The organism is Salinicoccus sp. HZC-1, from assembly GCF_046736035.1.
Classification (GTDB): domain Bacteria; phylum Bacillota; class Bacilli; order Staphylococcales; family Salinicoccaceae; genus Salinicoccus.
Genome location: NZ_CP177130.1, coordinates 1,857,829 through 1,871,928, shown reverse-complemented (window position 1 = coordinate 1,871,928; position 14,100 = coordinate 1,857,829). Strand labels below are relative to the sequence as shown.

At 40.5% G+C, this 14,100-nt stretch carries 13 protein-coding genes; 9 read left to right on the top strand and 4 right to left on the bottom strand.

Going from position 1 to position 14,100, the window contains the following annotated elements; genetic code table 11:
• Positions 1-83 precede the first annotated feature (83 nt).
• The 9 genes from ACKRAT_RS09715 (at position 84) to yhaM (ending at position 10,656) form a co-directional block, all read left to right on the top strand.
• Positions 84-1,190, top strand: coding sequence for a GAF domain-containing sensor histidine kinase (locus ACKRAT_RS09715; RefSeq protein ID WP_411842243.1), 1,107 nt, complete (start codon positions 84-86; stop codon positions 1,188-1,190).
• A gap of 4 nt (positions 1,191-1,194) precedes the next feature.
• Complete coding sequence (locus ACKRAT_RS09710) at positions 1,195-1,827, top strand: response regulator (RefSeq protein WP_411842242.1); 633 nt, start codon at positions 1,195-1,197, stop codon at positions 1,825-1,827.
• Positions 1,828-1,935: 108 nt separating this feature from the next.
• Positions 1,936-3,240, top strand: a complete 1,305-nt coding sequence (locus ACKRAT_RS09705) for a dicarboxylate/amino acid:cation symporter (RefSeq protein ID WP_411842241.1) — start codon at positions 1,936-1,938, stop codon at positions 3,238-3,240.
• A 167-nt stretch (positions 3,241-3,407) separates the two neighbouring features.
• A complete protein-coding gene (locus ACKRAT_RS09700) occupies positions 3,408-3,863 on the top strand; it encodes a helix-turn-helix transcriptional regulator (protein ID WP_411842240.1) in 456 nt (151 codons plus the stop codon).
• Positions 3,864-3,953: 90 nt separating this feature from the next.
• A complete protein-coding gene (locus tag ACKRAT_RS09695) occupies positions 3,954-5,084 on the top strand; it encodes a DUF445 domain-containing protein (protein ID WP_411842239.1) in 1,131 nt (376 codons plus the stop codon).
• Between the two features lie 54 nt (positions 5,085-5,138).
• A complete protein-coding gene (locus ACKRAT_RS09690; protein WP_411842238.1) occupies positions 5,139-5,495 on the top strand; it encodes a YlbF family regulator in 357 nt (118 codons plus the stop codon).
• A gap of 89 nt (positions 5,496-5,584) precedes the next feature.
• The gene (locus tag ACKRAT_RS09685) at positions 5,585-6,769 is read left to right on the top strand and encodes a metallophosphoesterase family protein (RefSeq protein WP_411842237.1); all 1,185 of its coding nucleotides are present in this window, start codon (positions 5,585-5,587) and stop codon (positions 6,767-6,769) included.
• A 7-nt stretch (positions 6,770-6,776) separates the two neighbouring features.
• On the top strand, positions 6,777-9,704 hold the full coding sequence (locus tag ACKRAT_RS09680) for an AAA family ATPase (protein ID WP_411842236.1): 2,928 nt from the start codon (positions 6,777-6,779) through the stop codon (positions 9,702-9,704).
• 10 nt (positions 9,705-9,714) lie between these two features.
• The gene (gene yhaM / locus ACKRAT_RS09675; RefSeq protein WP_411844440.1) at positions 9,715-10,656 is read left to right on the top strand and encodes a 3'-5' exoribonuclease YhaM; all 942 of its coding nucleotides are present in this window, start codon (positions 9,715-9,717) and stop codon (positions 10,654-10,656) included.
• A gap of 64 nt (positions 10,657-10,720) precedes the next feature.
• Here yhaM and ACKRAT_RS09670 read toward each other — a convergent pair.
• The 4 genes from ACKRAT_RS09670 to ACKRAT_RS09655 form a co-directional block, all read right to left on the bottom strand.
• Positions 10,721-11,886 (bottom strand): IS3 family transposase gene (locus ACKRAT_RS09670; RefSeq protein ID WP_411842235.1). Its coding sequence is split into 2 segments (ribosomal slippage): positions 10,721-11,610 and positions 11,610-11,886, totalling 1,167 coding nucleotides; the frame shifts between segments, so codons are not numbered across the junction.
• A gap of 104 nt (positions 11,887-11,990) precedes the next feature.
• Positions 11,991-13,058: a peptidylprolyl isomerase gene (locus ACKRAT_RS09665; RefSeq protein WP_411842234.1), complete on the bottom strand. Its 1,068-nt coding sequence runs from the start codon at positions 13,056-13,058 to the stop codon at positions 11,991-11,993.
• A gap of 93 nt (positions 13,059-13,151) precedes the next feature.
• Positions 13,152-13,535 carry a YtxH domain-containing protein gene (locus ACKRAT_RS09660; RefSeq protein ID WP_411842233.1) on the bottom strand — a complete coding sequence of 128 codons (384 nt, stop codon included), beginning with the start codon at positions 13,533-13,535 and terminating at the stop codon, positions 13,152-13,154.
• Between the two features lie 55 nt (positions 13,536-13,590).
• A complete protein-coding gene (locus ACKRAT_RS09655) occupies positions 13,591-14,019 on the bottom strand; it encodes an HIT family protein (protein ID WP_411842232.1) in 429 nt (142 codons plus the stop codon).
• Between the last annotated feature and the right edge of the window lie 81 nt (positions 14,020-14,100).

Sequence of the window (14,100 nt, the reverse complement as noted above, 5' to 3'; positions counted from 1 at the left end):
CATTATAAAAGAAGCGGTTGTTTAGTGGGTGACAAGAATTTTACAAAATGATTAACTTTAAATGTTAGAAGGTGAAGTGTCCCATGAAAAGTAAACTGCAGCTCCTAAAAGACATTGCTGAATTTCTAAACGAAGAAACCGATAGAAATACGATGATAGACGGTGCACTCCGGCTGCTGATCGACCATTCGGATTTTGAAACCGGCTGGATATTCTTCATAGATAATGAAGGAAACCCGGAATTAAAAGCGCACTATCAGCTGCCGCCTTCGCTTGAAAAAGAAGGGTATCATCATCTTTGCGAAGGCAAATGCTGGTGTGTCAATAAATATAACAACAAAGAGCTTGAGCGGGCAACGAATATATTCGTCTGTTCCCGTCTCGAGAAAGCAAGAATGGAATATCCGGATGAAAACAACAATATTACCCATCATGCGACTGTACCGCTCATTTCCGGGGACGAATCATTCGGGCTTTTGAATATCGCCAGCCCCTATACAGAACAGTTTGCAAAAGATGAACTGGATCTGCTGGAATCCGTTGCGTTCCAGATAGGATCGACTTTAAAACGGATTGAACTCAATGCACAGGAACAGGAAAACATGATTATAATGGAGCGTCAGCGTCTGGCACGTGATCTGCACGATTCCGTCAATCAGATGCTTTTCTCAATCGGCATCACTTCGCATGCTGCAAAAACTCTGGACAATAAAGAAAAATTGTCCGATGCCTTCGATTCCATAGAAAATACTTCGAAGCATGCCATGAAGGAAATGAAGGCGTTGATCTGGCAGCTGAAGCCGATCGGTCTGGAAAAAGGCATCATCGATGCAATAGAGAAATATGCAGACTTGCTTGGCATAGAACTCGAAGTGACGGTGTCCGGCTTCTATGATGTTCCGGATAACGTTGAAGTGGGGCTCTACAGAGTGATGCAGGAAGGACTGAACAACGTCAGGAAACACTCAGGTTCGGCAAAAGCTGAGATTGTAATCCGATCGAAGGCTGATGAACTTGAAATTCATATCATGGATGATGGCATCGGCTTCGATCAGAAAGAAAAAAGTGGGTACAGCTATGGTCTCGGGAATATGAAAGACCGGGTTAAAAAACTCGGAGGCATTTTGGATATACAATCACAAAAAGGTAATGGCACGACTGTAAAAGTAATCGTACCGATAGGGGAGTAATGATATGTATAAAATTATAATGACGGACGACCACCATATTGTGCGTGAGGGAATGAAATTTTTACTTTCTACTACAGAAGATATCAGAGTAGTGGAAGATTTCGGCACAGGCGCGGAAACCCTGGATTATTTATCCGCTAACCATCAGGAGATAGACCTTGTATTGCTGGATCTCGTAATGCCGGAAATGGATGGCATAGAAGTCACTCGGCGAATCAAGTCGGAATTTCCAAATATTAAAGTGCTGGTTCTATCCAGTTATACCAGCGAAGAGTATATCCGTCCGGTTTTTGCCGCTCATGCCGATGGCTACATCATTAAAGAGATGGAAGCAGAAGAACTGATCGAATCTATCAAAAATGTCATAGAAGGGGAAAAAGTGATCCACCCGGACATTTTGGAAGTGATCGACCGGGAAGGGGATATGCCGCATGAAAAAAATGTCTTATCAGCAAGGGAAATAGAGGTTCTGAAAGAAATAGTTAAAGGGAAATCCAATAAAGAAATTGGAGAAGCCCTGTTCGTCAGCGAGAAAACAGTAAAGACACATGTCAGCCATATACTGAATAAATTAGAAGTTTCAGACAGGACGCAGGCAGTGATATATGCGATTAAATACAATATCGTAGAGTTTTGATTTCGCCAATGGGAGCATGGGAGTAACCGGTTACAAAATATTAGTTTACAAAAATGAATTCATAGCCTTATAATAAGACAAGTACTTTCAAAGTTATGGGGGGATTTTATGAAAGTCGGTAACAGAATGACTCTGTATATCGTAATAGGCTTGATTTTAGGTATAGCCGTAGGCTCAATACTCAGCCCGATGGCTGATCAAGGATGGGTACAATGGATCGACCAATACATATTTAATGTAATCGGACAATTGTTTCTTAATATGATTTTCATGATGGTAGTTCCAATTGTATTTATTTCCATCGTTCTCGGTGTTTATAATGTAGGGGATCCTAAAACTCTGGGAAGTCTTGGAATCAAAACTCTTGGATTTTATCTGGTGACTACTGCAATTGCGATTACTATTGCTATGACACTGGCAAATGTTTTGGATCCTGGTGTAGGCCAGTCAGACCTTCTGGATTCAGAGGAGGTTTCCGAATACCGGACATCAGAACTTGAAGGCGGGGAAACCGGACAAGCGATCGAGCAGACGGTTGATCAGACAATCATCAATATAATACCAACCAATGTTCTTAATGCGATGGCAACGGACAACATGCTTCAGGTTATCGCATTCGCAGTATTCATCGGTATTGCAATGATTTCGGTTAAAGACAAAATTGGCGGCCTCGTGCAATTATTTGAACAGGCGAATGAGATTGTAATGTGGATTGTAATGGCGATCATGAAATATTTCGCAGCCATCGGCGCATTCGGCTTGGTTGCAACTGCCTTTACACAGGCAGGTTTTGATGCAATACAACAGCTGGGCATGTACTTTATCTGTGTGCTTCTTGCACTGTTCATCCATATGGCATTAGTATACGGCTCAATGGTGCAGTTTTTGGCAAAGAAAAGTTTCGTCTGGTTCATTAAACAATTCGCACCAGCGATGGGGGTTGCATTCAGTACATCTTCATCCAGTGCAGTCTTGCCGATTTCACTGGAGACGGCTCAGAAAAGACTTAACATCCGTAAAGGGATTTCAAGTTTCGTCCAGCCACTCGGTGCAACAATCAACATGGACGGCACGGCGATTATGCAGGGTGTTGCGACAGTGTTCATCGCCCAGCTTTCCGGCATCGACCTTACAATTATGCAGATGGTGACTGTAGTCGTCATAGCTACAGTCGCAAGTATCGGTACAGCAGGTGTACCGGGTGTCGGTCTCGTAATGCTTGCAATGGTGCTTACAGCGGTTGGACTCGATCCGGCAGCGATCGGTATCATCATTGGTATAGACAGGTTGCTTGATATGACAAGAACGATGACAAATATTACCGGTGATGCAGCGATTGCGGCTGTGCTTGACCATCAGCAGGATGTCAAGGAAGAAAAGCAGGCTGCAAAAAATGGTGAAGCGAAGGCTTAACCAGACAATATTAATTGAATAGTTAAGAGGGGCATATCATGAACACTTGGTGAATAATGATACATGCCCCTTTTAATTTCTGTCGAAATATATTATTATATTAAAAGTGTATTATTATAGCAATGAAATATTACAATATAAAAGGCAGACATGAAAGGAAGAAAGAAATGGATAAACAGACTTTCACTGAAATACTACAGTCTAAGTTCAAAATGGTCAGGATTGAAGCGGGTTACACGCAGGACTCCATGAGTCATACCATCGGGCTTTCAAAGAAAACGCTCGTACAAATAGAGAAAGAACGCATTCTCCCAAACTGGACTACCTGCATTTCTTTATGTGCCCTGTTCAGAGAGAGTGAAGTATTGACAAATACTTTCGGAGGAGATCCATTAGAGCTTGCACAGGTGATATCAAGAGGTCACTGTGTATATCCCAACTATGAGGGAGAAGCGGTGTACTGGGAAGAAATCGAAAGAAAAAATGGTTTCCTTCTGCAGTACAATAAAAGCAACAATATTTACAGAGTTCTCAATCCGATGAATCGTCCAGTTCATGCTTCATATATTGAGCGTGAAATTCGTACATTCTTCTTAAGACAAACAGATTTGCAGCCAGTTTAATATAATTTAGCAAAAGCGCCGAAAGGTGCTTTTATTTTGTCTGAAGAGACTTTTGTAGGATAATGACAATATTCGAGGAGGGATTATCTTTTGAATGTTTTTATATTGATTGCATTTATGGGCATCATCGGTTCACTCATTGGCGGCATGACCAATATGATTGCCATCAAGATGCTGTTTAAGCCTTATGAGGCAAAGTATTTATTCGGCTGGAGGCTGCCACTGACTCCAGGTGTCATTCCCCGGAGAAGGGAAGAAGCCTCCGGCAAGCTCGGAGACATTATTATTGGCCATCTCCTGACCCCCGATGTATTCATTAAAAAAATACAGAGTCCTGAAACCCGAAATTTCATCATGCTGTTTATAGATAGGCAGATTGATACGATTGAAAGTGAAAGGTTATCATTGAGATATTTTCTGGAGCGTCTGAGTGAAGGGCTTTCCGAAAAAGTTGTGAACAGCTTCAACAGAGAAATCGAAGATAAGGTAACTGCTGAAGGGGACAGGCTGTACTATAGGAAAATTCATGATTTAATCCCGCCGGATGCCATGAAAACAATGGATGTTAAAGTGAACGCGCTTCAGCCGCAGATTATCAGCAAAGTCGAAGAATATATAGAATCCGAAAAAGGGTATGAGGATTTATATACAATGACAGATGAATTTATAGAAAACAGAGGGAGACTTGCCCGGTCCATAAAATATGTCATGACTAAAGAATCGATCGTTGAAAGTATTCGACGTGAATTAATCAAACTGCTTCACCATCCTAAAATGACCGATATCCAAGTCCGGATCATTCAGGATGAGTACACCAGGCTTAAAGAATACGAACTCAGCGATCTGCTGTCTGTAAAGGACAAGGAAAAACTGTCCGTGAGTGTTGCTGATGTTCTCAAGGATCGCATCAATATCGATGCGATCCTGGATCGCCCGATTGCCGAATTCAATCCGGAAATGTTCGAATCGTTTAAAGAGCGGGGCAAATATAAACTGCTCGATAACATTATTGATTATTTAGGTAAGAACACAGGTAAAATATTCGAGAAACTTCAGCTTGCACAGTTAATAAAGAAACAGATTGACAGTTTTGAACTGAGCCATATCGAAAAACTGGTATTTGATATTGCAGATAAAGAGTTCAGGATGATTACGGTACTGGGGTTTGTATTGGGTGGAATTATTGGTATTGTGCAAGGAACGATCGTAGCCTTTTTATAACAGGCTCAAGTGTGTTAAAGTAGTAATATCTTGTGTAAAAGGAGTTTTAATCTAATGACAGTCAACGTATACGATCAGGCGAATGCACTTGAGAGTGCACTCCGTGAATCCGAAGAATTTAAGAATATGAAGGAATTTTATGGTAAGGTCAATGAAAATCCTGAATCAAAAGCACTTTTTGATGAATTCAGGGAAGTTCAAATGAACCTTCAGCAAAAGCAGATGCAGGGTGAAGAAATCCTCGAAGAAGAAGTACAGAAAGCACAACAGTCTGCTGAAGATATTGAAAAAGATGAAAACATCAAATCATTGATGGAAGCAGAACAGAAAATGAGTCAGCTGATTCAGGATCTCAATAAAGTAATTATGAAGCCAATTGAAGAGCTATACGGTTTAGAAAACCAAAATTAATATGGAAAGAGGTCTTTTACAGGCCTCTTTCTTTTCTGTTTTTTGGTATACTATACATAAATGATTTTATGAAAAGTCAGGTGAGACGAATGGTCAAATTCATACACTGTGCTGATTTGCATTTAGACAGCCCTTTCAAGTCCAGGACAAAGATGCCAGCAGGCATTTTAGATGCATTGATGGACAGCACATACAAAAGCGTAGAAAGAATGATCGATTTCGCCATTGAAAACAAAGTGGACTTCATAGTTATAGCGGGTGATGTATTCGATAAAGCAAACCGCACTTTGAAATCCGAGATATTCATGAAGCGGCAATTCGACAGACTTAAGGACAATGGTATTTTTGCATATGTCATACACGGCAACCACGATCCTTTGACGGATGGGTTCAAGACTCTTTGGCCTGATAATGTCACGGTGTTTAAAGAAAATGTAGAGACGTACGAAATGATCAGTTCAAAAGGCGAAAGGATATTCCTCCATGGTTTCAGTTATTTCCTGGATGATTCCTATGAGAATAAGCTGGATGATTATCCCGTCAATACGATGAATGAAGGCATCCATATCGGCCTCCTGCATGGTACATATTCAAAAGCCAGTTATAAGCAGGAAAGATACACAGAGTTTAATTTGGAAAATTTAAATCAGAAACTGTATCATTACTGGGCACTCGGCCATATCCACCAACGGGAGCAGCTGAGTGACTTACCACCGATTCATTATTCGGGAAATATTCAGGGACGCCATAAAAATGAATACGGCGAAAAAGGATTCCTGCTCGTGCAGGGTGATGATGTCTATCTGGAGAGGCAGTTCATACCGGTCCAGGATATTATATTCTCGGAATACACACTGGATGTGGCATCACTGAATAAACAGGATTTATATCAGTCGATCGTCGAATTTAAACACCGGCTCAGAGAAAAAGGAAAACAGATTATCCAGTTGACTCTCTATCATGATGGTGATGAAAGCATCCCGGATGCAGATTTCAACGAGGTTGTTGAACTTCTTAAAGAAGATGAAAGAGACTTGAAGGATTTTGTATGGATTGACAGACTGCACCTTAAATATATGAATCAGGACAGTATTGCGCTGTTAAATGATATTAAAGCGAGTTATTCTTCTAATGATGTATTATATAAGGAAGCAGTGAACTCAATGTATATGGACCCAAGGCTCAACCGCTACTTATTGCCTATTCAGGAATTGGAGCAGGAAGAGCTGCTCAATGAGGGCGAAGAACGTCTTAAAATGCTTATGAGGAAGTAGTGAGTATATGAAAATCATAGCACTTAATATATATGGTTATGGAAAGATAACCGAAACTGAAATCAACACAAATCAGAAATTTGTTCAGATCTTCGGTGAGAATGAAGCGGGTAAATCTACAATGCAGTCCTTTATCCACTCAATACTCTTCGGTTTCCCTACCAGAAAAGAGCAGGAGCCGAGAAGAGAACCGCGTATGCATAACCTATATGGCGGTAAACTGACGGTTGAATTCCCTGATGAACCAGGGCCGGTGGAAATTGAGCGTATTAAAGGTAAAGTGCAGGGCGATGTGAAAATTTATTTCCACGACGGCACTGTAAGAAGTGAAGAATGGCTGATTAAAAAGCTGAACTTCATTGATAAGAAAACCTATCGTTCCATATTTTCTTTTGATGTACTGGGATTACAGGATATTCATAAAAATATGACTGAAGACAAACTTCAGGAATACTTGCTGCGGGCAGGGGCACTTGGTTCACATGAATATGATGAAATGTTAAGTGCAATAGATGATGAACTCAAGTCCATTTATAAGAAGAACGGCATCAATCCCAAGGTCAATCAGGAAATTGAAGAAATTGCTTCTGTGAATGAAAAGATTAGAAATCTTGAACAGAATGAAGAGCGATACAAAGTACTGATCAATGATCAGGCTAAAACTGAAGAAAGTTTAAATGCCAAGAAGAATGCTTTGTTTCAGCTTGAAAACATTCGTAAGCAAAAAATGAAAGAGGTCATGTATCATACCGAGATAAAAGAGTGGAAATCACTGGAGGATAAGCTGAATATCGATCCGGTCGTCTTCCCGGAACAAGGGATAGAGCGCTACGAAGGGCTTAAAAATCAAGTTCAGCAAATTCAGAAGGATATTGGTTTAAGAACAGAAAAACTAAAATCTCTAAAGAATGAAATATCAGCGATTGAACTCCCTGATAAAAGCCATCTTGGATGCCTGGAAAAGATTCAAAAAAGAGAACCTGATATTAAACAGAAAAAACTGGAGCTTTCCCGTCTGAATACAGCTGTCGAAAACCTGGAAGATGACATTCTCCAGCTCCAGAGAGATATCGGCTGGAGAGAAGAACATGACGATGTGGATGATTCGAACATTGTCAAAGAGTCAGTCCAGACATTGCTTTCAAAGCTTGATGAAGCGGTCCTCGAGGAACAATACCTGGTCAGGGAAATCGATCATCTTAAAACAGATATAAAGCAGCTGGATCAAGATATAGAACGCCTTGAAAACTCACAGATCAGTGATGAACGCCTGCGCATTAAAAAAGAGGTAATAGACCGCGAATTTGAGCTTAAAGAAAAAGAAAAAATGTTCAAACTCATCGAAAAAGATTATGAGCGGGAAAAACGGGAAAGAAACAGAGTCAAACGCGGACAATCCATTTTAATAATTGGTATCAGCGTCATTGCGCTGTTAATCGGCATTTATTACTTATTTGTTACGAACTGGCTGATGGGTGGAGTATTTGTGGCTATCGGCATTGTCACACTCCTGCTTCTGATGCTTACCAACCAGAAGGATGATGACTCTCTTAAAACAGATTATCAAAAAGAAGTGCATGAACTTGAAGATATCATTGATACGATTAAAAGAAACAACGATGTAGATTTTGATATCAATGATGCAAGAGATTTGAAAATGGATTTGAAAACGCAGATAACAAAGCGCATTTCTTCAAATGTCAAACTTGAAGAAATGAAAGATGCACTTGCTGTAAAAGAGACGCTCCATGACTCACTCAACACTGATCTGCTCAGAGTGAAGAAAAATCTGATGGTAAACCCTGATATTGAAAACAAATATATCGTGGATGCCATTCACACGATTCGTGAGATTAAACAGAAAAGAAATCAAATCAACAGGCATAAGCTTGAGACAGATAATATCAAAAAAGAACTGCAGGATTTTAAAACAGAAGTTAAAAATGATATTGCTTCAATGAATATTCAATATGAAGAGAATTCAATTTTCTATGATATTAAGAGTACGGTGTCTAAAATGTACAAAAACCAATCTCATTACGACAGGTTGAACGATCAGATTAAACTGTTGGAGAATGAAATCAACGTACTGACAGAAAGAACTGCAGTTTCAAACACTGAAATAGAAAAGCTACTCGAATATGTTGACGCAGAAGATGAGGAAGAGTACTACTATTACGCCAGGAAACATACTGAGTATCATGATAATATTGAAAAGTTCAAGGAATTGAGTGTAAAATTGGATGAAGAACACTTTGATTATGATTCAAGAAATGAATTATCCCGCTTCCTGCTTGCTGATTTAAAAGAGGAAGAGGAGAACATTTCCGGACAGATCGAAGAGTTCAACCAAAAAATTCAGGATGAGCAAAAAGTACTTGCCGAGCTCAATTCTGAAATCAGTAATTTAGAAAGTGACGGCAAGCTCAGTGAGCTGAATCATATGTATGAAATGCGTAAAAATACCATACAGGAATTATCACGTGAATATATGTCGCTCAACTATATCCGCATATTGATTGAAACACATATTAAAGCAATCAAAGATGAACGTCTGCCTATTGTTATAGAGGAAGCACGGTCAATTTTCGAAAGTGTGACAAGAGGACGATACATCAATGTCATATATGATGAGGATGGTATAAAAGTACTTCACAGCAACGGTCAGCTTTTCCATCCGCTGGAACTGTCACAGTCCACTAAGGAAATGTTATACATCAGCTTGAGGCTCAGCCTGATTAAAGCATTAAAAGGCTATTATCAGCTGCCGCTCATCATCGATGATGCATTTGTTCATTTTGATAAAGAACGCAAGAAAATCATTATGGAATATTTACGTAATGAAGTGACAGATCAGGTACTTTTCTTTACATGTAACCTGGATAATTCAATACCATCGGTACAGACGATAAAATTAAAAGAAAGAGTGAAATGAGGTGGATCTGATTAATAATATTTCAAAACTGAAACCGGGAGACAGTGTGGAATCCTTCTATTTGATAAAGAGGAGCCAACAGGGTGTGACAGCTCAGGGTAAGCCCTATATGACTCTGTTTCTCCAGGATCGTACAGGAGAGATTGAAGCCAAGCTATGGACGGTTTCGAAAGAGGATATGGAAGTGCTTAAACCGGAAGCACTGATCAAAGTCAAAGGCGATGTCATCGATTATCGCAGCAAGAAGCAGATGAAGATATCCGCCTTTAGAACAGCAAAAGAAGAAGATGGTTTAAGTGCCAAGGACTTCGTTGAAAAAGCACCGATAGATGAAGATACATTGTATGACAGTATAATGGACTATGTGATTAAAATTGAAAATGGCAGTCTGCAGAGAATAGTCCGTCAGCTCCTCAACAAATACAGAAAAGAGTTTCTGACGTTCCCTGCTGCAATGACGAACCATCATGATTTCGTTTCAGGGCTTGCATATCATGTCCACTACATGCTGAAAACAGCGGAAGCGCTCTGTGATATCTACCCGTCACTGAACCGCAGCCTGCTTTACAGTTCGATCATATTACATGATATCGGCAAAGTGAAAGAACTCACCGGTCCGATTGGAACGACATATACAGTAGAAGGTAACCTGATCGGACATATTGTCATTGCGAATGACGAAATTACCAAAGTCGCCGCTGAGTTGAATATCGAGGGTGAAGAAGTAATGCTTCTTAAACATTTGATTTTGAGTCATCATGGAAAGCTGGAATATGGTTCACCCAAGCAGCCTATGATCAAAGAAGCGGAAATACTTCACTTTATAGACAACATTGATGCACGCATGATGATGATGGATAAGCATACGGGTCAGGCGGACAAGGGGAAGTTTACAGATCGTATATTCCCACTTGAGAACCGTGCATTCTATCGTCCGGAAAAATTTGATTGATACAAAAAAAGCTACCGCAGATTAGACTGACATAGCGATTTGAGACATATATAAAACACCATCTTTAGGCTGCTTGCGCCCCAAATTCTTTGGGCGTCAGGTAGCCTAATTTTTCTAGGATCCGATCTTCGTTGTAATAACGGATGTATTCATTCACCTTCTCTACGACATGAATAGTGTTCATCGAATTGAATTTGATGTATTGGAATTCCTCTGACTTGATATTGGAATGGAAAGATTCAATGACCGCATTATCCCAACAGTTTCCACGCCGCGACATACTGCTCACCAGATGGTTCTGTTTGATTAAATCCTGATATGTATAGGAAGTATACACACTGCCTTGATCAGAGTGGAGGATCACGCCTTCCGGGTTTCCGCGCACTTCCAGCGCTTCCTTCAAGGTATCGGTGACCAATGGCGTCTGTTGGTGATCGTACATCTTGTACGCGACAATTTCATTATTGAACAAGTCCATGATCGTTGACAGGTACATCGTCGAACTGCCGTACTGAATGTAAGTGATATCGGTCACCCATTTTTGGTTGGGTGCTGAAGCCGTGAAATTACGTTGCAGAAGATTCGGCGTTACAATAATGGATTCGCCTTGTGATTTCCACTTTCGTTTCGGTTTGATCCGGCATTGTAAATTATGTTTCTGCATGATGCGCTGGATTGTATTGCGATGCCGGTCGAACCTGTACTCTTTCTTCAGTAACGTCTTGATTTTTCGATGGCCAAAACGATATTTCGTTTTCTTACACAACGCGACAATCGCTTCTTCCACTTCCGTCAACAGGCGTACGACACCTTCGGCCAGCCACCGGTAATATGTCGAGCGCGGCACCGCCAAAGCGGACAAAATGGCCGTTACTGTATACTTTTCCCGGTATTTTTCGACCACTTGAAGCACTAGTCCTTTTTCAACTCCTCTTTCATCTCCAAGTACTTTTTTAAGATATCATTCTCCATTTTCAAGTGCGAATTCTGGCGCTCTTTCTTCTCCAGTTCACTCGTGAATTCCGGTCCATGCCCAAAAGAATATTGCTTGCCAATCGGTTGATCGAACCGGTGGATTTCATTTGCCCGGTACCATCTCATCCACGTCTCAATCTGTGATTTATTTTTGATTCCATGCGTCTCCATAATCTCTTTCGTTGTCAGCTGCCCACTCATTTTGTCTTTCACGACGGCCCATTTCGTTTCACTTGAATATACGTTTTTGCCCATGCAAAAACACCTCCGATTTCAGTACTTGTGGTAAGTGTACCATTTCGAAGGTGTTTTATAGTGTCCCATTTAATTATGTTAGTCTAGATTGCGGTAGCTTTTTTCTATTCTGCATTTTCTTCAGTTGACTCTTCCTCGGATGATGCTTCTTCACCTTCTGTTGGTTGTTCCGTTGAAGTTTCCGGAGGAGACTGCTGGGATTCAGGATTTAAGTAAGTATCTTCAATGAATGTTTTAATTTCTTCATTTTCGAAATCAGCGTTATATTCTTCGAGCACTTCTTTATAGTATTCGAGCACTTTATCCTGATTTTCCTGGATTTCCTTGCTCACCACTTGTTTTTTGATCTGAGGCAGTTCTTCATCAATATTTTCTTCGTTATGGCGCTTGATGATGTGATAGCCGAAGTCTGATTTAACAACATCGGAAACTTCGCCTTTTTCAAGATCGAACAGTGCTTTTTCAAATCCTTCTACCATCTGACCTTTTTGAACATAGCCAAGTTGACCGTTGTTCTCGGCACTGCCGGTATCATGAGATTCGGCCTTGGCAAGTTCTCCAAATTCGGCACCTTCATCAAGCTGGGTTTTAAGTTCTTCTGCTTTTTGCTTTGCCTCTTCGTCAGTCAGTTCACTTTGTGGAGCCTGGCCCGGCTGTTGGGCGGCCTGATCTTGCTCCTCACCCTTGACTGCAATCAGGATATGGGAGGCTTCCCGTACATTTTTCTTGGCTTCTTCATCAGTGACTTCGAATTTTTCTTCGAAGAATTTATCATGATAAGCGTTTGTAATGCGCTGTTCTTTATATTTCTCAACTGTCATACCCGGCTGTTGCTGCTGCAGGGCCATGGCGAATTGCTCTTCCCCGCCCATTTGTTCGATTTCACTATCTATTTGCGACTCAATTTTTTCAGTGTCCACTTCGTCACTGTATTTGTCTTTTAAGATATTATCGAGAGTGAGCTGGAACGTTTGGTTGGCTACAGTACTTGTACCCATTTGGTTTAGGATATCATCTGTTGTGACTTCTCCTGCGTCACTTGTGGAAAGTACGTTTCCAAACTCTGTTTCACCTTTTTCATTTTCAGTGTTTCCGCTTTCATTGTCATCTGAACAGCCAGCCAGGCCGACGAGTCCAAGACTAATGACAATCGGAGCTAATTTCTTCTTCATTACACAAGTCTCCTTTGATTTTGACTACAGATGCTAATATATCACAAGAAAGCAGCGGGGTACAAAGATTATACCCCGCTGCCATATATAGAACTATTTAAATTTGAATTTAAAGTTATCCTGGATTTTTCCGACTGATTCCTGAATCTCTTCCCCGCGATTTTGGAGGTTTTCCCCTTCTTTTTTTATGCGCTCGATATTTGGAGAAATATCCGCCTGGTAGTTACTGACCATCGATTTGATTTCGTCTCCCAATGTTTTAAAAACTTCCTGGGATTCATGTTTAGTTGTTAAGAATGAAGACTTTACTTCATTGGCTTCAATTTTCAGCTGGTCCATTTGGGATTTCATACTTCCTGAACCGGATTTTAAAGAAGCCTGAAGTTCACTTCCTGATTTTGGAGCATTGAGCATTGCGATCAGCGTACCGCCGGTTACGCCGACGAGAAAGCCGATACCTGCATTTTTAATTTTCATTTAAGTGTCACGTCCTTTTTGCCATTTATGTCACTTTACCCAAAGTGGGGAAGGTTTATACATTCAACTGATGCTTGATGGCATCTTCTATTACTTTTTTCTCTTCATCATCCCGCGTGTCAGGATCCTGTTCCCAGACATAACCGAACCCGTCATATTCATTTTCATACCTAGGAATAAGATGGAAGTGAATGTGGAAGACAGACTGTGAAGCGTACTCACCATTATTTTGAACGACATTCAAACCTGCAGGCTCAAATGCCTCCTTGATTGCGTTTGAAACTTTAGTAATCACTTTCATGATATGGGCGCCGGTCTCTTCATCCAGCTCATAAATATTTTCAATCGGCTTTTTGGGCACTACCAGTGTGTGGCCTTTTGAAAGCGGAAAAGCATCAGTGAATGCAATACATGCATCGTCCTCATACACGATATTTGCGGGAATTTCACGATCGGCTATTTTCTCGAAAATTGTTTTACTCATTCATTGTACCTCCATTGTTCAGTTATGATATATTAATTTTAATACAAGTATACAAATAAATGATCACAAATAAAAGGAAGT